Annotated in this window: 16 protein-coding genes; 9 read left to right on the top strand and 7 right to left on the bottom strand. The window is 59.8% G+C overall.

Translation table 11 applies throughout. The features are described 5' to 3' along the window. The first annotated feature begins 98 nt into the window (after positions 1 to 98). Both phaZ and GGQ68_RS04555 read left to right on the top strand, forming a co-directional pair. Positions 99 to 1,373, top strand: coding sequence for a polyhydroxyalkanoate depolymerase (gene phaZ, locus GGQ68_RS04560; RefSeq protein WP_183963361.1), 1,275 nt, complete (start codon positions 99 to 101; stop codon positions 1,371 to 1,373). 231 nt (positions 1,374 to 1,604) lie between these two features. Beyond that, positions 1,605 to 2,963 carry a dicarboxylate/amino acid:cation symporter gene (locus GGQ68_RS04555; protein WP_183963359.1) on the top strand — a complete coding sequence of 453 codons (1,359 nt, stop codon included), beginning with the start codon at positions 1,605 to 1,607 and terminating at the stop codon, positions 2,961 to 2,963. 229 nt (positions 2,964 to 3,192) lie between these two features. Here the strand turns inward: GGQ68_RS04555 and GGQ68_RS04550 are convergent, their stop codons facing one another. From GGQ68_RS04550 to GGQ68_RS04540, 3 genes are read right to left on the bottom strand one after another with little or no spacing between them, the layout of a single operon-like run. Then, complete coding sequence (locus GGQ68_RS04550) at positions 3,193 to 3,819, bottom strand: LysE family translocator (protein ID WP_183963358.1); 627 nt, start codon at positions 3,817 to 3,819, stop codon at positions 3,193 to 3,195. 4 nt (positions 3,820 to 3,823) lie between these two features. Next, positions 3,824 to 4,507 (bottom strand): DUF2927 domain-containing protein, encoded by a 684-nt coding sequence (locus GGQ68_RS04545; protein ID WP_183963356.1) that lies wholly within the window; start codon positions 4,505 to 4,507, stop codon positions 3,824 to 3,826. A 35-nt stretch (positions 4,508 to 4,542) separates the two neighbouring features. Then, positions 4,543 to 5,412, bottom strand: coding sequence for an S-methyl-5'-thioadenosine phosphorylase (locus GGQ68_RS04540; protein WP_183963354.1), 870 nt, complete (start codon positions 5,410 to 5,412; stop codon positions 4,543 to 4,545). Between the two features lie 189 nt (positions 5,413 to 5,601). Between GGQ68_RS04540 and GGQ68_RS04535 the strand changes: the two genes are divergently transcribed. Then, positions 5,602 to 7,230, top strand: a complete 1,629-nt coding sequence (locus GGQ68_RS04535; RefSeq protein ID WP_183963352.1) for a SulP family inorganic anion transporter — start codon at positions 5,602 to 5,604, stop codon at positions 7,228 to 7,230. 72 nt (positions 7,231 to 7,302) lie between these two features. Here GGQ68_RS04535 and GGQ68_RS04530 read toward each other — a convergent pair whose 3' ends face one another. Further along, entirely contained in the window at positions 7,303 to 7,980 is a 678-nt protein-coding gene (locus tag GGQ68_RS04530) for a CatB-related O-acetyltransferase (RefSeq protein ID WP_183963350.1), read from the bottom strand. A gap of 145 nt (positions 7,981 to 8,125) precedes the next feature. Further along, complete coding sequence (locus tag GGQ68_RS04525) at positions 8,126 to 8,731, bottom strand: flavin reductase family protein (protein ID WP_183963348.1); 606 nt, start codon at positions 8,729 to 8,731, stop codon at positions 8,126 to 8,128. Between the two features lie 137 nt (positions 8,732 to 8,868). Here GGQ68_RS04525 and GGQ68_RS04520 point away from each other — a divergent pair, with 137 nt between their 5' ends. Continuing rightward, a complete protein-coding gene (locus tag GGQ68_RS04520) occupies positions 8,869 to 9,354 on the top strand; it encodes a GNAT family N-acetyltransferase (RefSeq protein ID WP_183963340.1) in 486 nt (161 codons plus the stop codon). A 44-nt stretch (positions 9,355 to 9,398) separates the two neighbouring features. Continuing rightward, positions 9,399 to 10,160 carry an EcsC family protein gene (locus tag GGQ68_RS04515; protein ID WP_183963338.1) on the top strand — a complete coding sequence of 254 codons (762 nt, stop codon included), beginning with the start codon at positions 9,399 to 9,401 and terminating at the stop codon, positions 10,158 to 10,160. A 315-nt stretch (positions 10,161 to 10,475) separates the two neighbouring features. On the opposite strand, the gene ptsP is transcribed toward GGQ68_RS04515, so the two are convergent. Then, complete coding sequence (ptsP, locus tag GGQ68_RS04510) at positions 10,476 to 12,716, bottom strand: phosphoenolpyruvate--protein phosphotransferase (protein WP_183963336.1); 2,241 nt, start codon at positions 12,714 to 12,716, stop codon at positions 10,476 to 10,478. A 553-nt stretch (positions 12,717 to 13,269) separates the two neighbouring features. Between ptsP and GGQ68_RS04505 the strand changes: the two genes are divergently transcribed. From GGQ68_RS04505 to GGQ68_RS04490, 4 genes are all read left to right on the top strand, one after another. Further along, positions 13,270 to 14,454 (top strand): 3-deoxy-D-manno-octulosonic acid transferase, encoded by a 1,185-nt coding sequence (locus GGQ68_RS04505; protein WP_183963334.1) that lies wholly within the window; start codon positions 13,270 to 13,272, stop codon positions 14,452 to 14,454. Between the two features lie 48 nt (positions 14,455 to 14,502). Then, entirely contained in the window at positions 14,503 to 14,931 is a 429-nt protein-coding gene (locus GGQ68_RS04500; protein WP_183963332.1) for a DUF1178 family protein, read from the top strand. A 57-nt stretch (positions 14,932 to 14,988) separates the two neighbouring features. After that, positions 14,989 to 15,633 carry an SDR family NAD(P)-dependent oxidoreductase gene (locus GGQ68_RS04495; RefSeq protein ID WP_183963330.1) on the top strand — a complete coding sequence of 215 codons (645 nt, stop codon included), beginning with the start codon at positions 14,989 to 14,991 and terminating at the stop codon, positions 15,631 to 15,633. Between the two features lie 105 nt (positions 15,634 to 15,738). Beyond that, positions 15,739 to 16,974 (top strand): aspartate kinase, encoded by a 1,236-nt coding sequence (locus tag GGQ68_RS04490; RefSeq protein WP_183963328.1) that lies wholly within the window; start codon positions 15,739 to 15,741, stop codon positions 16,972 to 16,974. Positions 16,975 to 17,045: 71 nt separating this feature from the next. Here the strand turns inward: GGQ68_RS04490 and GGQ68_RS04485 are convergent, their stop codons facing one another. Then, a complete protein-coding gene (locus tag GGQ68_RS04485; RefSeq protein WP_183963326.1) occupies positions 17,046 to 19,637 on the bottom strand; it encodes a M10 family metallopeptidase in 2,592 nt (863 codons plus the stop codon). Between the last annotated feature and the right edge of the window lie 58 nt (positions 19,638 to 19,695).

Below are 19,695 nucleotides of genomic sequence, written 5' to 3'. Positions count from 1 at the left end.
ATTACCGTCGCCGGGTTCGGGAGGCAAAGCGACGAATTGGCTTTGGTCCGAGGTGCCGATCACGGTGCAACGACCCCATGATAATAGGAGTGGCTGTTATGCGCTACATGGCGACGTACGATCTTATGGAAACGATGCGGAATACCAACCAATGGCTCGGGGCGACCGCACGCACCATGGCATCCTACCCGGCCCTGGCGCTGGTGCCGAACCCGGCGCTGCAGTGGGCTGCGGCATGGGGGACCGTCACGGAGCGCACGTTCGAACGCATGGTGGTCAAGCCTGATTGGGGCATCCGCACGTTCACCTGCGCCGACGGCCAGGATCATCTCATCGACATAAATACAGTTGTCGAAAAGGATTTCGGCAACCTGATCCACTTCGATGTAACGGGCCGTGAGGAAATGCCGCGCAAGATCCTGCTTGTCGCGCCGATGTCCGGGCACTACGCGACGCTGTTGCGGTCCACGGTTCTGTCGCTGATCCCCGACGCAGAGGTCTACATCACCGATTGGCACAACGCGCGTGACATTCCCGTCTCCGCCGGGTCGTTCGACGTGGAGGATTATACCCTCTACCTGATGGATTTCATGAAACATCTCGGCCCTGACAGCCACGTCATCGCAGTCTGTCAGCCCGCGCCGCTGACGCTGGCAGCAACGGCCTATCTGGCCGAGCTGGAACCGGACGCGCAGCCGCGCACGCTGACCCTGATCGGTGGTCCGATCAATCCCGATGCCGTGCCGACGGACGTCACCGACTTTGGCGCCCGCGTCACGATGGGACAACTCGAAGAGACGATGATCCAACGCGTGGGCTTCAGCTGCAAAGGCGTCGGCCGCATGGTCTATCCGGGGCTGCTGCAGCTTGCGTCATTCATGTCGATGAACGCGGAGCGCCACGGCAAAGCGTTCCAGGATCAGATCCTGCGCGTGTCGCGGGGCGAAGCATCGGACCATGACGCGCACAACCGCTTTTACGACGAGTATCTCGCCGTCATGGACATGCCGGCAGAGTTCTACCTGTCGACCGTTGAGCGGATCTTCAAAAACTGCGAAATCGCCAAGAACGAATTCGTCGTGAAGGGCCACAAGGTCGATATGGGCGCCATCACCAAGGTCGCGGTCAAGACAGTCGAAGGCGCAAAAGACGACATCACGGCCCCAGGCCAGTGTATCGCGGCTCTGGACCTGTGCACCGGCCTGCCGGCGTCGAAGAAGGCCAGCCACGTCGAACCGGGCGCGGGTCACTACGGGATCTTCGCGGGCAAGAGCTGGCGGAACAACATCCGTCCGTTGGTTCTGGAATTCATTGACGCCAACGCGAGCGACGCACAGGCGGATGATGGCAATGTGGTCCCGATGAACGCATGAACACACGGCGGGCGCTGTCCCGCCGCATCGATTGAGACAGGCGTCGAGGGAAACCTCGGCGCTTTTTTCGTGAGCAGCTCTGCGGAGGTTTACGAAAAGCTTTGGTTTCCGCCTCTTGATTGTGCAGACTTCGTTGTATTCGCGTTTTTCGGGCGGCCCTGCTGATGTTGCCAATGGCGGGACATTACCGGTGCAACGCAACATAGGGGCCTGACAGAAGGAGACACCGTCATGGGCGCCACTCAGACACAGAGCGACGGCAAGATGTCGTTAACGACAAAAATCATGATTGCCATGGGCGCGGGCCTCGTGGTGGGTGTTTTGTTCAACACCATCGGAAATGAGTTCATCAACACGCACATCGTAGGCGGTCTGTTCTACATGATCGGGCGCATGTTCGTGAACGCATTGCAGATGCTGGTGGTGCCGCTGGTGTTTTTCTCGCTGATTTGTGGGGTCGCAGGCATCGGCGATATTCGTATTCTCGGGCGGGTCGGGGGCAAGAGCTTTGCGTTGTACCTCGCCACCACGGCGACGGCCATCGCTGTCGCGATCCTGATCGCGCTGGTGGTCGGGCCGGGAGAGGGCTTTCAGATCGAAGGCGCGGATCTGGCGGGCGTCGCGGCAAAGGAGGCGCCCTCCGTCTGGGACACCTTCGCAAGCATTGTCCCACGCAACCCTGTCGCGGCTTACGCCTCCGGCGAGATGCTTCAGATCATATTTTACACCATTATTCTGGGCGTCGCGGTGTTGATGCTGGGGGCGCGATCCACCCCGTTTGTGGAAGCCTGCGAATACATGAACGAAGTCATGATGAAGATCGTGCAGATCGTGATGGCGTTCGCGCCCTATGGCGTCTTCTGCTTGATCGCAAAGACCTTTACCGAGCAGGGGCTTGGGCTGTTCCTGCCGGTTCTGACCTATGTTCTTGTGCTGGTGGGGGCGTTGCTGCTGCACATGTTCGGGACGCTTATGCTTTTCCTGAAAGTGTTATCGGGTCTCAACCCCTTCACTTTCATGAAAAAGCTTCGCCCGGCACAGATTTTCGCCTTCTCCACCGCATCGTCGAACGCAACGATCCCGGTTACATTGCGCTGCGTGACAGAACGGATCGGGGTAAAGAACTCGGTGGCGTCCTTCACCGTGCCGTTTGGTGCGACGATCAACATGGATGGCACGGCGATCATGCAAGGCGTGGCGACTGTTTTCCTGGCGAACGTCTATGGCATTGATCTGGGCATAACCGGATACCTGACGGTTATCGCGATGGCGGTGCTGGCCTCCATCGGAACGGCCGGTGTGCCGGGCGTCGGACTGGTCATGCTGACCATGGTGCTGGGACAGGTTGGTCTGCCGATCGAAGGCATCGCGCTGATCCTTGGCGTCGATCGTTTGATGGACATGATCCGCACAGTGGTGAACATCACTGGCGACGCGGTTGTTTCAACCATTGTGGCGAAGTCGGAAGGGCAGGTGGATATGAACGTCTTTAATGATCCCAATGCCGGCGTGGTGGCGAACGACGATCTGCATATCGAGCCGGCGGAAGAGGCCATGCTGGCGCAAGCTGCACATCGCCCCGCTGAATAAGTCCGATACGTGAAACGATGGCGGCGCGCTCTGAATGGGCGCGCCGTTTGCGTTTTCCGGGTCATTAGGGGGGGGCATATCCCTAGGCCATCTTCGCGCTGGTTACGATATCGTTTGTAATAGCGGATGGGCGCAACGGAAGCGCCGGGCAAGGATAGGGACACCTCAGCGTCGCGGGAGGTGTGGCGGTTCAACCGTCATTTCCTGAAGGAGAATAAAGCTCAGGTGCCTATGTCGCGCGGCGCAGACTGGCGGTCAAGACGCCCATGCCGATGAGCGTTGCACCACCAGCCCGTGTGATCCATGTCAGCGCCGAAGGACGGGAGATCCAGCGACGCAGACGGTCCGCCGCGAGCGCATAGGCGAGGGCGTTCAGTGCGGCGAGGCTGACGAAGGTGCCCACGAGGATCGCAAACTGAGGCAGAAGCGCCGCCTGAGGGTCAACAAACTGAGGCACGAAGGCGATAAAGAAGGCGATGCTTTTGGGGTTGAGCGCGGTCACGGCGGCGTTATGCCAATAGACCCCGTTTGCGGACACGCGGACGCTGTCTGGCAGGTGTAGCCCAGCCGCCGGCGCGGTGCGGATGAGCTTTATTCCCAGCCAGATCAGATAGATCGCGCCGATCCATTTCAGCAGGGTGAACAATGCGGCGGATGTTGCCACCAGTGCCCCCAGTCCGGCGAGCGACAGGCTCATGGCCAACAAGTCGCCCGTCGCCACACCGAGGGCGGAGGCCAGCGCAACAGACCGCCCTTGAGAAAGCGCATAGGACAGCACCAGCAAAACCGTGGGGCCGGGGATCAGCAGCAACGCACCAGAGGCGGCAACAAAGGTCAGCCAAGTGGTCAGGTCCATGAGGTCACTCCGTGGGATAGTGGCGGCGCAGGGCCATGCGGTCCTGGTCCGAGAATTGTTTTGTGTCGTTGCTGTCCTGGCTGAAGATGGACACCCCTTCGTACACCGGATTACGGATATCGGTCAGCAGTCCCAGCGCCTGGGTCAGTTCTTCGAGCATGGCGGATTCATAGTGGCGGATGTGCAGGCGCGTGCCGAAAAGGATCGTGGCACGCTGAATCTTGTGGGTGTCGGTTCGCGACCAGACGATAACACGCGCACCTGTGACGGTCAGGCCATCTGCCCCGTCTATCCCGCTGTTTTTCAGGGGAGAATTGCCATCAGTGTCGATGAAATGGATGTTTACATCCGCTTGCGCACTGGTGGTTTGCGTGACACGAATCCCAGCTTTGGCGTTGTTGATATACTGAATGGCCCTCACGAGGGCAGCCTGCGCACGTTTGCGTTTTCCGCCCAGGAAGGCGCGGTCCATGGAGAGGATGCGCACCGTCACGGGCTGTACGGTTGGCCAATGCAGCAAAGGGCGAGCGCAAGGCGCACCGGGCGGGGCAGCGCAGGCAACCAGCCGATAAAAGTCATCATCAGACAGTATGCCGCTGCTTTCCACAAAGTCCTGCGCGCCGCTCGCCGCGCTAAGCGGAAGGCTGGCAAGTGTGGCAAGCAGGAACGCTGCGCGGCGGTTTGGCATGGTGTCTCCGTCAGAGGACGCGTTTTGCGGGCGCGTCAGAGGACGCGGCCGGCCACGGCGTCAAGCTTGGCCAGCAGGGCGGGGTCGCGTTTGTCGGGCGCGGTCATCAGCGCGTATTCCAGCGCCCGGTCGCAGTGATGCGGGCAGGGCGCGCGATCAGACCCGAGCAGCGCCGGCAGGCGGCGGATCATCTCGCGGCCCTTGTCGGCATTGCCGGTGAGCACCTTGATGATCTCGTTGATGTCGACGGCGCCGTGATCCGGATGCCAGCTGTCGTAGTCCGTGACCATAGCAATGGACGCATAACAGAGCTCCGCCTCGCGGGCGAGCTTGGCCTCCGGCATGTTGGTCATGCCGATCACATCACAGCCCCAGCTGCGGTACATCCTGGATTCCGCAGTGGAGGAGAACTGTGGCCCCTCCATCGCGAGGTAGGTGCCGCCTTTGTGGACCGTGATTCCAGCGTCTTTGGCGGCTGTGAAACAGGCGTCGCCCAACCGCGGGCAGGTCGGGTGTGCAACGGAGACATGCGCCACCAACCCCTCGCCGAAGAACGACTTTTCGCGGGCAAAGGTGCGGTCGATGAAGTCGTCCACCACCACGAAGTGACCGGGAGCCATCTCTTCGCGGAATGACCCGCAGGCGGAAACCGAAATCACATCGGTCACGCCCAGCCGTTTCAGGGCGTCGATGTTGGCGCGATAGGGGACAGTCGTCGGCGAATGGTAATGACCGCGCCCATGACGCGGGAGGAAGGCCATCTTGACCCCGTCGAGGCGGCCGGTCAGGACCTCGTCCGAGGGGGTTCCCCAAGGGGTTTCAACCGCTTGCCAGGTCGCGCCCTCCAGCCCGTCGATGTCATAAATGCCGGAGCCGCCAATGACGGCGATCATGGTGTCGGTCATACCTGTTTCCCTCGCAGAGTGTTGAGCCCACTAAGCCATGGGCCTTTCAGGGGTGCAAGGCGGGCGCTGTCACATCCATGGGCCTCATAAGGTCTTGGAACGGGCGGTTTCGCGCTAACGGGTGGCATTTTGCGCTGCAGTGCAGTAGAGGCAGGCCAAACCTCCGCGATATGATGAACAGGATACCACATGGCCAAGGCCCTATTGGCGCGATACGCCGACAGCATTACGATGCCCGATCTGAGGGTCTCTCCCACCACTGCGCTGACACCGGGGCAAGTCAAAACTGACGTTCTCTCCGGACTGACCGTTGCATTGGCGCTTGTCCCTGAAGCGGTCGCTTTTGCCTTTGTTGCCGGCGTGCACCCTCTGGTCGGGCTCTACGCCGCGTTTATGGTCGGGCTCGTGACAGCGATCTTTGGCGGGCGCCCGGGCATGATTTCTGGCGCAACGGGCGCGTTGGCGGTGGTCATGGTGGCGCTGGTGGCGGAACATGGGGTCGAGTATCTGTTTGCCACTGTTGTGCTGATGGGCGTTTTGCAATTGATCGCCGGCGCGTTGCACTGGGGGAAGTTCATCCGGCTGGTGCCGCACCCGGTCATGCTGGGCTTTGTCAACGGCCTGGCCATCGTGATCTTTCTTGCGCAAATGTCGCAGTTCAAGGTGCCCGGCACGGCGGAGGTTTCTGGCCACGGCGCGTCGGGGGGCGAATGGCTGTCCGGGCTGCCGATGGTGGTCATGCTGGGGCTGGTTGCCTTGACGATGGCTGTCGTCTGGTTGCTGCCGCGCCTGACGAAAATCGTGCCTGCGCCGTTGGCCGGTATCGCGATCACGGCCGGTGTGGTGATCCTCTTTGGCCTTGATACGCCGCGCGTGGGTGATCTGTCGTCCATCGAGGGCGGGTTTCCTCCGTTCCACATTCCTTCGGTGCCGCTCACCCTGGAGACGTTGCAGATCATCCTGCCATATGCGGTCATCCTGGCGGCGATTGGCCTGATTGAATCGCTGCTGACGCTAAACCTTGTGGGCGAGATGACCGGCCAGCGTGGAGGTGCCTCGCAGGAGTGCATGGCGCAGGGCGCGGCGAACGTTCTTACCGGGTTCTTTGGCGGCATGGGCGGCTGCGCCATGATCGGTCAGTCGATGATCAACGTGAAATCCGGCGGCCGTACGCGGATCGCAGGCATTGCCGCGGCGTTGTTTTTGTTGAGCTTCATTCTGATCGCATCGCCCTTGATTGAGCTGATCCCGCTTGCCGCGCTGGTCGGTGTCATGTTCATGGTGGTGATCGGGACATTCGCGTGGAACTCCCTGCGGATCCTGTTCAAGGTGCCGTTGACGGACGCGTTCGTCATTATCCTCGTGACCGTGGTGACAGTGTACGAAGACCTCGCCGTGGCGGTTGTGGTCGGTGTGATCGTGTCCGCGCTGGCCTATGCGTGGAACAACGCCCGGCGCATTCACTCCAAGACCTATATCACGCCCGAAGGTGCCAAGGTGTATCAGGTGCAGGGGCCGCTGTTCTTTGGCTCCTCCGAAGGGTTTGCGGAAATGTTTGACGTGCCCGGTGATCCGTCGCTGGTGGTCGTGGACTTCGCTGACAGCCGCGTGGTGGACCAGTCCGCTTTACAGGCAATCGAGGCGGTCGCAGCCAAGTATGAGGCCGTCGGCAAGCAAATCCAGCTGCGCCACCTGTCGCGTGATTGCCATAAGTTGCTGTCCAAGGCGGGCCACCTGATGGTGGATTCCGAGGATGACCCGAACTATGCGTTGGCGGTGGATTACAATGTGCGCACAGGGATCCTTGGAGATCATTGAGGCGCGTTGGACATGAATGCAAAAAGGGCGGTCCAATGGGCCGCCCTTCTCATAACTGCGCTTCGGCGGGCGTCAGCTCGGGGAGCTCGACACAGTCGCGGCGTGTTTCTGTGCATGACGGCTGAGGGCAGACACATCCCCGGCCTCTAGCAGGGGGCGGGCCGCGGCGATGGCCTGTGGCTGCCAATCCCACCATGCAAGCGCGTTGAGGCTTGCGATATCCTCGTCCGAAAAGCGCATGCGGTGCACCTGCGCGGGGTTGCCCGTCACGATGGCGTAGTCGGGCACTGTGCCGCGCACCACGGCACCGGCGCCAACAATGACGCCATTGCCGATGCGCGCCCCGGGCAGGACGGTGGCACCATACCCCAGCCAGACGTCGTTGCCGATAACCGTGTCCCGGGTGTCGGGCTGATAGCCGATCATTGTGTCCGGATCGAACACGGTAAACGGAAAGGTGGTCAGCCCATCTGTGGCGTGATTGGCGGATGAGCCGATGAAGCGCACACCATGTGCGATTTGGCAGAACTTCCCGATGGTCAGTTTTTCCTGGCTGAAGGGGAAGAGATAGGGGGCGAGCCGCGCGGCCCAATCTTCAGGCGGATCAAAGTCCGAGGCATAGGTGAAATCGCCGATGTCCATTCGGGGATGATCGATGACAGTCTTCAGGTAGACGGTGCCCGCATGGGGCGTGCCGTCAGGCAAGGTGATGGGATGCGCCACATGCGCAGGGGGGATTTGGGCCGGCATAGGACCTCCTTTGCGTTCTGATATTTGGTCAGGGTGTCAAAGGTGCTGGTCCATCGGTGCCTCCATTATGCCCGAAAAGCTTAGCAAATCTTCAAAGGAGGCGCCATGCAATCTTCCATATAGTGCTGCATGGCGCCTATGCGGATCATTCGCCGGGGCGGTTCAAAGCGAATTTCTCGCGCACCACGGTGTAGTCGCGGTAGCCCATGCGCGAGAGCGGATTGAACGTCAGCACGTCAAAGATCCCGTCCACAAGACAATTGTCGCGAATGTGCACGCCGGTGACTTCGCCAAAAACCGCAAAGTTCGCGGCGCCGGGCAGTTCAACGATTTTCGTCAGCTTGCATTCCAGGTTTGCCGGAGCGGACGCGACGCGGGCGCAGTCGATTGTCTCGCATTGCATCTTTTCGATGCCCGCTTCGATGAATTCATCGGTGCCGGCGGGGAAGGGGGCGGACGTGGCATTCATGGCATCGCGGGCGGCGTATTCGACGATGTTGACGCAGAATACGCCGGTGTCGCGAATCTGGGCGAGGCTGTCCTTGGTGTCGCCACGGTCGGGCTTGGCCGATGTGGAGGAAAACATAACCTGAGGCGGGACATAGGCCACGGCGTTGAAGAAGGAATAGGGGGCGAGGTTGTCCGCCCCGTCGCTGCCGCGCGTGGAAATCCAACCGATCGGTCGGGGCGAAACAATGGCGTTGAACGGGTTGTGGGGCAGATCATGGCCGTCTTCGGGGCGGTAAAACAAGGAAGCCTCCTGTTTGCAGGTGATTTTCCCGAGTGATAGGCGGTTTGCAGGGCAAGTGCACGCGTCCTGTCTTTGCAAGGACGCAAAGACATGCGCCGAACCTGCACAGCACTGGGACAGCACGAGGGGCAGGGACCTTGTACACAACTGCGGTGGAACGACCCGAGGATTGGTGGGAGGTCGAGGCGCTCTATGACAGCGCCTTTGCGCCAGGGCGGTCGGCGTTGTCGTCGTACCGACTGCGCGAGGATGTCGACCCGGTCGCGCCGCTGTGCCGGGTGGCGCGCGACAGCTCTGGCGCGGTGGTGGCGGCGATCCGGTATTGGCCGGTGCGCGTGAATGGCCAGCGCGTTCTGCTGCTGGGACCGATCGCGGTGCACCCTGTGACCCAAGGTGCGGGACTCGGCGGGCTGCTGATGCGGGAAACGTTGCACGCAGCGGCAGAGATGGGGTTCGAGCGGGTGTTGCTGGTTGGCGACCCTCCCTACTACCAGCGCTTCGGTTTTACGCGACTGGAGGCCGTCGAAATGCCGCCGCCGACAAACCCGGAACGGGTTCTGGGTCTGGCGCTGGTGCCGGGCGCATGGGACAACGTCGCAGGCGAGGTAACGCGCGCGGCTTGAACCGTCCGAGATCAAGGCCATCTTTAACCGCAGGAGGATCTCTGATGACCGAAATCGTGCAAGTTGTTCCCGTCGAAACCGAGATTCGTACTCTTGCGAAACGTTATAAGTCCGCAAATTCCGTAGGGATGCAGCTGCTCAATATAGTCGGTGGCCAGGCAGAGAACCTGCTGGAAAAGCTGCCAGACAGCGTAAAGGACCGGCTGGAGGTCGTGGCTGAGCGTGCGCTGGCCTCGGCACTGACGACGGCCAATCGGTCGCGCACCATTGTGCCGGATCAAAAGGGGTGGCTGAGCACGGCAATGGCGACCGCCATGGGCGCGGCGGGGGGCATCGGTGGCCTGCCCTCGGCCATGGCAGAGATGCCCGTCACGGTGACAGTTTTGATGCGTGCGATGCTGGCCATCGCGGCCGAGCACGGTTTCGATCCGGATAGCCCGGACGTGATGAAGGAATGCCTTGCGGTGTTCGCTGCGGCAGGGCCTTTGTCAGAGGAAGACGGGGCCGACATCGGCTTTCTTGCGGCGCGGGTGTCCATCAGTGGCGCGAGCGTGAATGCGCTGATTGCCAAAGTCGCGCCGAAGGTTGCAACTGTTCTTGGTCAGAAGCTGGCCGCGCAGACGGTGCCGGTCTTGGGCGCCGCAGCCGGAGCGGCCGTGAACTACGCCTACACGTCCTACTATCAGGAAATGGCGCATGTGCATTTCGGTCTGCTGCGGCTTGCAGAAGACAGTGGAAAGACGCGGCTGGAACTGCTGGATGGGCTGCGCGCCGAACTTGGTCAACCGCAGATCAACAGAAGCTGATCGAGGAAACAATCGAGGTCGCTTTAATTGAAAATCGTATTTTCGGTAACTTGTTCTTAGCAGTCCAAGTGTAGAACATCAGGCATACGGGGCGCAGAACGCTTCGCATAAATGCCCGGCCCTAGAGGCAATATGACAGGCCGCTGAGAATGAACGCGGGACCTGCGGGGAGACGGGCTTCTGTCGCGCAGAAGCGTGCACGGAGCTCTCGGCCAGAAGGTAGAGGGCAATTGAAAGACGTCGGAACCTTTTGCGCTCCGATCTGGTGCAAAACGCCCGGATCGGAGCGCTTTTTCGTTGCGCGGGGCCAATACCTCAGGAATAATCGCGGAGATATTCCATCACGGCCTGGCGCACCGATTGCTCGCCGCGCAGCTTTGCTTCTTCGATCACATCACGGATCTCTGTCAGCGAATATCGCATAAGCAGCGATTTGACCGGTCCGATGGAGGCTGGACGCATGGACAGTGTGCGAATGCCGATGGCGGCGAGGCAGAGCGCCTCGATCGGGCGGCCGGCGTCCTCGCCACAAAAGGAGAGCGGGGTTTGCGTCGCTTCGCACCGCTTCACGATGCTTTCGAGAAAAGTCAGGAAAGAGACGTTCAGAGAGTCATACCGGCGGCGCACACGTTCGTTTTCGCGGTCGGCGGCAAAAAAGAACTGCTTCAGATCGTTGCCACCGATTGACAGGAACTCCACCTCGCGGAAAAACCGTTCAGAGGCGAAGGCGAGGCTGGGGGTTTCCAGCATACAGCCAATTTCCAGCTTTTCGGGAACCGAATGGCCAAGTCGCTTTTCGCGCACGAGCACGGTATCCACCTCGGCGCGCGCACGCGCGTATTCTTCGTACTGCGCGATGAAGGGGAACATGATCGTCAGGGGGCGACCGTCGGCGGCGCGCAGAAGCGCCTGAAGTTGCATCCGCATCACCCCGGGCCTGTCCAACGCCACTCGGATCGCGCGCCAGCCCAGAGCGGGGTTCGGCTCTTCCTGCGGCTTCATGTAGGGCAGAACCTTGTCCGACCCGATGTCCAGCGTGCGAAAGATGACGCGTTTGTCCTTTGATGCGTCCAGCACGCGGGCATAAAGCGCGGCAAGCTCCATGCGGCGGGGCATCTTGTTTCGCACGAGGAACTGCAACTCGGTACGGAACAGGCCGACGCCCTCCGCGCCCGAACTTTCCAGCGAAGGCAAATCCGCCATCAAGCCAGCGTTCATCAACAGCTGCACATGTCTGCCATCGGCAGTCACGCATTTCTTGTCGCGAAGGACGGAATAGCGTTCCTGGGCTTTGGCTTGCATCGCCATCTTGTCTCGGAAAGCGCTGACCACCGTGTCATCGGGACGGAGGTGGACCACGCCCTGATCGCCGTCCACCAACACGAGGTCGCCGTTCAAAGCCTCGTTGGTGATGCGTTCTGCGTTAATGACCAGCGGGATCGCCAATGCGCGGGCGACAATGGCCGCGTGAGAGCCGACGGACCCCTCTTCGAGGACGACACCCTTGAGACTCCGCCCGTATTCGAGCAGCTCGCCCGGACCGATGTTGCGCGCGATCAGGATAGGATTGTCGGGCAGTTTTGCCCCGGTCTCGTTGCCCTGTCCGGTCAGAATGCGAAGCAACCGGTTGGACAGGTCATCAAGGTCGTGCAGCCGTTCACGCAGATACCCGTCGGTGACCTGCGCCATGCGCGCACGTGCCTGGGACTGCTCCTTTTCCACGGCCGCCTCGGCAGAGAGGCCGCGATCGATGTCCTCCTCCATCCGCTTTAGCCAGCCTTTGGAATTTGCGAACATTCGGTAGGCTTCCAGCACCTCGACCTGATCCTGATCTCCCACAGCGCGCGAGACCATTTCGTCAACGGAGATACGCAGCTTGCCGACGGACTCCTGCAGGCGGGTACGTTCGGTGTCGGGATCGTCGCCAACGAGGTTGGTCACGACGACGCGCGGCTCGTGCAGCCAAGCCTGACCCATGGCGGTGCCTTCCTGACCGGTGCCGCACCGGAACAGCACCGCTTGCGTGTGCCGCTGTTTCAGCGCGGCCCCTTCGCCGACAAACGCTCCCAGCTCTGCCATCTCGGCAAGGACCATGGCGACCACTTCGAGTGCGTAGACCTCATCCTCGGAAAACAATCGGCGGGTTTTGGACTGCACCACCAGAACGCCGAGTTTCTCGCCCAGTCGCTGGATCGGCACACCGAGGAAGCTGGAGTAAATTTCTTCGCCCGTTTCTGGCATGTAGCGGAAGCCGCGCTCTGACGGGGCGTCGGCTGTGTTGATCATTTTGCCACTGCGCGCCACACGTCCAACCAGACCTTCGCCCATCTTCATGCGCGTGTGGTGAACGGCTTCTTCCTTCAGACCTTGGGTTGCGCACAATTCCAATGTCTCGGGATCGCGGAACAAATAGATCGAGCAGACCTCTGTTTTCATGCTGTCTGCTGTCAGGTAAGTGATTTTATCGAGGCGTGCCTGACCGGCGGCATCCTCTGCCATCGTATCCCTGAGCCGGCCTAGAAGCTTGCGGCTTTCCGATTCTGAATTGGGCGCCATGTTTTGCCGAACTCCCCTGAGCTGCGGTGTGAAGAGATAGAACATCACGAGCGGTTTGGGAAATGGCTTTTCCGGATGCATGTAGGAATTTTCCCGCTATGCGGGAAAATCGGGGCGATTTGCGTGCGCATTGAATACTTTTGACGCAGGAATTACAGTCGTCGCACAAGTTTTTGAAATTGCGACGCTTTGCGACTTACCCACAGTTGGGATGGATGCTTTTTCGAGATTTTCGAGAAAAGATGTGGGTGAATATGGGGGTAGATCTGGAAAGTATAAGAAATTTGGAATTATGGCCCGAAATTTGATATTTTTATCGTATTTGTGGCATCCTGAGAACCCGGAGTCAGGGGGGGTGTGGCGACCTGTGATCGAGGACGGCCGCGAGGTGCCTGAAAGATTGGAGCCTTTCCGTTTATCCACACTCTGTTCGTCAAGAGGGTCTCAATCGCCGCCTTCGCTGAATTTACCATCAGTGCGCAGGCCCAGCCTGCGTCTTGCGCGTCGCCGTGGAGCCGCCTACTCGTCACCTATCAATTCCATGAGAGGGATCATGCTGCGGTATCGCTGCCTCATCAGCCTGTTTGCCATTGTCGTTTTGCTTCGCCATGGGATGTCGCGCTTGAGCGTGCCCAAGGGGCGTCCGGGCGCGCATATCTGGTTGCACGGCGCGTCGAATGGAGAACTGAATTCGGTGCGCCCGGTGTTGGAGCGCTTGGTTGAGGAACGTCCCGAAACCCAATGGCTCGTCACGGCGAACACAGAAACCGGGCGGAAGATGGTTGCTGGCTGGGGTTTACGCCGCGTGCATGCGAGGTTGGCGCCTCTCGACCTGGGGTGGCTGACACGACGGGTTCTGCGCGACTGGACTGTCACGGCTCATTTGACACTTGAATCAGAGGTGTGGCCGCACCGGATCTTGTCCTGTGGCGGTCCGGTTTTAATCCTTGGCGCTCGGATGACCCCCGGCACGGCTCGCGGTTGGGCGCGTTTGGGCAATTTGGCGAAACGGGTTTTCGGTGGCGTGACCTTTGCGTCGGCGCAGGATTCCGGGTCTGCCAAGCGTCTGAAGGGCTTGGGCTTGCCCGCAGAGGCAGAGGGCCCGGTTGTGGATTTGAAAGCGTTTTACTCCGCACCCGAGGTGGCGCCTTTGGTGGGCGTTGAGCGTGGGCGAACGTGGCTGGCGGCCTCGACGCACCCGGGAGAAGAAGCGGTCGTTCTGGCTGCGCACAAGATGGCTCGGATTCTTGAGCCGGAATTGAGGCTGATCCTTGCGCCCCGCCACCCTCGTCGCGCCAGTGAAATCAGAGCCATGATCGAAGCAGAAGGTTTCACTGTCGGGCAACGCAGCGGGGGGGATACGCCTGCCACTGGCGAGGTCTATCTCGCGGATACGATGGGCGAGATGGCGCTTTGGTATGCGGTCTGCGGTCGGGTCTTTGTCGGCGGAACGCTGACGGATCGCGGCGGCCATACGCCTTATGAGCCAGCCGCTTACGAAGCGTCATTGATCCATGGGCCGGACGTCCGGAACTTTGCAACTGCCTATGCGAGATTGGACAAGGCGGGAGCCGCGCATAAGATAACGGATGCGGCCAGCCTTGCGCAGGCTCTGGAAAAGCTGGGGGATACCACCACTCAGGCGCGTGCCGGGCGTCGCGCAAAAGCTCTGTTGCGTCCACAGGTCGGGCCGGAGGCGCTTTGCGCCATGGTGCTGGACGCGCTTCCGGATCCTTGAAGTCTTTGTTAATACAGTTACCTTATAGTGATGTTCTGAGGGTTCGGAATGATCCAATACGCCTTGAAATGCACCGAAGGCCACAGCTTTGACAGTTGGTTCCAGTCTGCGGCCGCCTACGAAAAACTGCGTTCCGCAGGGCATGTGACCTGTGCAGTGTGCGGCTGTGCCGACGTGGAGAAAGCTTTGATGGCTCCACGCGTCAGTCATGGCGACACCGCTGTACCAAAGAAGCCTTTGACCGAAACGCCGGCCTCTCCGGCGGAGCAGGCGTTGGCCGCTCTCAAAGCCCATGTTGAGAAGACGTCTGATTATGTTGGTCCGTCTTTTGCCAAAGAGGCACGTAAAATTCACGAAGGTGAGGCGCCCGAGCGCGCAATCTGGGGCGAGGCCAAGCCTGAAGAAGCGCGCGCGCTGGTGGAAGAGGGCATCAAGATAGCGCCGCTTCCCTTCACCCCGACCCGCAAGAGTAACTGACCCTTTTCCAAGACGCCGGATCGCTTATGCTCACTCGCACTAAGTGAGGAGACACAGATGCGAATCCTGATCACCGGGGCAAATCGTGGAATCGGCGCCGCCATGGATCGCGCCTTTCGCAATGAGGGGCATGAAGTGCTCGGCACGGCGCGTAATGATCCCGGCTTTTTGCCTTTGGACGTTACCGACCTCGCGTCGCAGCGTGATTTGGCCCGGCAGTTGGAGGGGCAGGCCATCGACGCTGTGGTCTGTAATGCAGGGGTTTTCCTGGACAAGGAGGAAGGGTTGGCCGATGGCTATCCGCCCGAAATGTGGGCCGACTCCTTTGCGGTGAACGTGACAGGCGTTTTTCTGACCGTGCAAAGCCTGCTTCCCAACTTGCAACTGTCCGAGGCCCCGAAAATTGCCATTATCAGTTCGCAAATGGCTTCGCATGAGCGCGCGCCCGGTGGCAGCTACATCTACCGCGCCTCGAAAGCGGCGGCGCTGAACCTTGGTCGGAACCTCGCGGCGGACCTGAAGGGGATCGGTGTGGCCGTGGGCATCTACCATCCCGGTTGGGTGCAGACAGATATGGGGGGCAGTACGGCGGAAATCACGCCGGTGCAGGCGGGCGAGGGGTTGCTTGAGCGAATCAAGGCTTTGTCGGTGGAGACCACCGGCTGTTTTGAGACTTGGGACGGGCGGCCACATCCTTATTGAACGCAGGTTCGCAGCGGCGTTTATTCCGTCGTGGACAAACGGTTGACACTTGCGCAAGGGCATACAGCGGCGTAAAGCCGCTCCCGACCCAAGGAAAGGGAAACCATGCCCGTTCTCGTGATGAAATTTGGCGGGACGTCCGTCGCCACGCTGGACCGCATCCGGCGCGCCGCAAAGCGCGTCGGCGTAGAGGTGGCCAAGGGATATGACGTCATCGTCATCGTCTCGGCCATGTCCGGCGAAACCAACAAGCTGGTGAAATACGTCGAGGAAACCTCGCCGTTGTTCGACGCGCGGGAATATGACGCTGTCGTGTCCTCGGGCGAGAACGTGACCGCCGGTTTGATGGCGCTGACGTTGCAGGAAATGGATGTGCCCGCGCGCAGCTGGCAGGGCTGGCAAGTGCCTTTGCAGACCACTGGAACCCACGCCAATGCGCGGATCGAGTCGATCCCGACGGATAATATTGCGGCCAAGTTCGGCGAAGGCATGCGCGTGGCTGTTGTTGCTGGTTTTCAGGGGATCTCTCCTGAGGGGCGCATAACGACTTTGGGTCGTGGCGGGTCCGACACGACTGCCGTGGCCTTTGCCGCCGCGTTCGAAGCCGAGCGTTGCGACATCTACACCGACGTGGACGGTGTTTATACGACCGACCCGCGCATCTGTGAAAAGGCGCGCAAACTGGACAAGATCGCCTTTGAAGAGATGCTGGAGCTGGCGTCACTGGGTGCCAAAGTGCTTCAGACACGCTCGGTCGAGTTGGCGATGCGCTATAAGGTTAAGCTGCGTGTATTGAGCAGCTTTGAGGAAATGAACGACGCGGCGGGCACGCTGGTCTGCGACGAGGAGGACATCATGGAAGACAAGGTTGTGGCCGGTGTGGCCCATTCGCGTGACGAGGCGAAGATGACCCTCGTGTCCGTCGCTGACCGCCCTGGCATCGCTGCGGCGATCTTTTCACCATTGGCCGACGCTGGCGTGACCGTTGACATGATCGTGCAGAACATCTCCGAGGATGGGCGCACGGATATGACGTTCTCCTGTCCGACGAACCAGGTGTCGCGCGCCGAGAAGGCGATGGAGGAGGCGAAGGCCGCTGGAGCCATCAACTTCGCCGCTGTAAAGGCGGACACCGGCGTCTGTAAGATTTCAGTGGTGGGGATCGGGATGCGGTCAGCGACCGGCGTGGCGGCCAAGATGTTCAAGGTGCTCGCCAATGAGGGTATCAATATAAAGGTCATCACCACGTCGGAGATCAAGATCTCGGTGCTGGTGGAGCGCAAGTATATGGAACTGGCCGTGCAGGCGCTTCACGATGCTTTCGAGCTCGACAAGGCCTGACATCAGTCCGCTGCCGAAGAGTGGCATTCGTAGCCGGGCTGCTGCGCGCAGTCCGGTTTTTTTTATCGCTCTCAGCCCAAGCCTACATCCGGTTCCATGTAGCTGAAGATGTATTCGTCTCCGTCATCCGTGGTGAGCACGCGTTCGACGGCGTGACCCGTTGCCGTATTGAAGTTGGTTGTATAGCTTGACCATTCGTAAAGATCGCCGCCATCGGTCACTGTCACCGCGCTGCGCAGGTTGTCTGTAAATGTGGTGTCAATTTGCAACCCGTCGTCACGGGTCAGCACATGCCGCTCGCGATCTCCGTTGTCGCCGAAATGATGGGTGTGACTCGCCCACACGAAAGCATCGTCTGTATCGGTTACTGTGGTCTCCGTTTCGAGGCCATTCGAAAATGTTCGGGTAATTTCACGCCCGTCGTCCATTCTCATTTGCTGAGACTGGAGAGTTCCGGACGCATCATAGAACTTTGTCAAAGTTTCCCATCTGTAGATGTCACTGACGTCCGTCGAGATGGCCTGAACGCGCTGACCGTTTTCATATAGATTTTTGATTTCCAACCCGTTGTCGTTGACTAGATCCCGGCTGACCCGTTGACCATTTTCGTCAAAGGTATCGACGTAGCTGTCCCAGCGATAGAGATCTTCGTTGTCGGTTACAGAGGTGGTAGCAACCGTGCCGTTGGCGTAGGCCTTTTCGATTCCCAAACCGTTATCCAGCACCATGCTTTGCGACACGCGCTGGCCGTCCGCGTCGAACCTCACAGTATGGCTGGTCCACCGCATGATGTCGTCCGCGTCAGTGGTGGTGACAGAGGTCTTTCGCCCGTTCTCAAAGGCAGTTTCACGGCAGATCCCGTTGTCTAAATCCACCCTGCTTTCGAGCAAGGTGCCGGATGAATCGTACGTCTGAGTTTTTGTCTCCCATGCCAAGACTTCTGCGACGTCCGTGGACGTCACCCGTGTCCGAACGCCATCAGTGTACGTGGTGACCCGTTCAACGCCGCTGTTCAACGTCATTGTGTTGCTGGCGAGTGCTCCCGTCGAATCGTAGGCGACCACGTAGCTGGACCAGCTATGTGCATTGAGGGTGTCTACTGCTGTCAGGGTGGAGGCAACGCCATCGGTGTACACTGTGGTGCGAACAACGCCATCGTCCATGACGATTTCGCTGCTTTGCAAAATGCCGTTCTCGTCACGGGTTTGAGTCCAGGTTTCCCATTTCTGTGTTCCAGTGGTGTCCACCAGAGTTTCTGTCGTGGGACCGCCTGGGTCGTCTGGGCCTGTAAAGTCCTCTTTATCGATGCGCCCATCGTCAAAGACCGTGACGCGTGTCAGAAGCTTTCCGTCAGCGTCGAAGGCATCGGTGCGAGAGGTCCAGTCCTGCGTGTTAGAGGTATCAGAAGTGACCACTTGAGAGACAAAGGTCTCCCCGTCGGCGATGTAGCTCAGAGTGGTTTCATTTGCCGACTTGGCGATTGTCGCTGCACCGTCAGCAAAGGTGACGGCTTCGATTCCCAGCAGGACCGTGGTGTCGTCCCCATCCTCAATCGAGAGGCCCTCTTTTGCGCCAAATTTGTAATCGCTGAAGTTTCCATTCATGATCACTTCGTCGGTGCCCGCGCCGCCGCTCAAGGTGTCATTGCCGGTTGAGGCGACAATCGTATCGTCGCCACTGCCGGTTTCCAGAAAGTTATTGCCTTCATTGCCAGTGATATGGTCGTTGCCGCTTCCGGTGCGGGCGTTTTCAATGACGGTGCCGCGCATGATCGCGAGGTTGCCGACTTCGCCGTCCACGTCGGAAAAGTGCTCGCTGCGAAGGTCGAGACGCTGCGAAGAGGACCGGCTGTTCAAGTCAATGGTGTCGATCCCCCCATTGTCATTGATTGTCACGGCCCAGGATCGAGAGAGGTCCATGCCTTCCTGCGATAATGTCGTGCCATCTCCGTATACGGTGTTTCCCGTATTTACGGTCGTCGATGCTCCGTAAAGCCAAGCCATCGCGGTCATGTCTGCGAGTTGCGCCGTGGCAACGTAGTTCGCGGAGGCATTGGTGTAGGGATTCTCCCACTGACCGAAATAGGACATTATGGAATACTGCCAGCTGTCCTGCTGATAGTGCGCCTGAGTTCCAAAATTTGCGGAGCCATTGTAATTGCCGGCGTGGCCAAGGCCCATTGCATGGCCGATTTCGTGGATGAAGGTCTGTAGATAATAGCCGCCATACGTTTGCCAGCCCGTATTTACGTTGACGTAGGACTGGGTGATCTCGTGACCGGCCACATAGGAGTAGGAGTAAGCACCTGAATAATCGTCCGTAAAGACGATATCCGCCGATCCGCTGGTGCTTGCGCTGAAGGAAATGCCCGTGGCCATTTCCCATGCCTCGAATGCCTGGAGCGCAGTTGCTTGCCCTTTGCTATCCAGTTGAGAGACATCGTAACTGAGCGTGCCGCCGCTTTCGACATCGAATGCGCGCCAATCTCGCCCGGTTTGATTCCAGTAGCCGTGGGTCAATTGACCGGCGACTTGGTCCAGGGTGTAGCTTGGCAATGTTGCCGAAACGGAGGTCTCGGTTCCATTTGAGGCTGCCATCTCATCGGAGATGTGGCTTTCATAGGTCGTGATGCTGGGATCTCGTGCTTGGCAAATGGTGCACATCGGACGGGCTCGTTTCGCTTGGCAGCGCTCCCGGAGGGTGGCGCGGCAGGTTGTCTAA

Source organism: Sagittula marina, assembly GCF_014196795.1.
Classification (GTDB): Bacteria; Pseudomonadota; Alphaproteobacteria; order Rhodobacterales; family Rhodobacteraceae; genus Sagittula; species Sagittula marina.
This window is presented reverse-complemented; position numbering and strand designations above follow the sequence as displayed.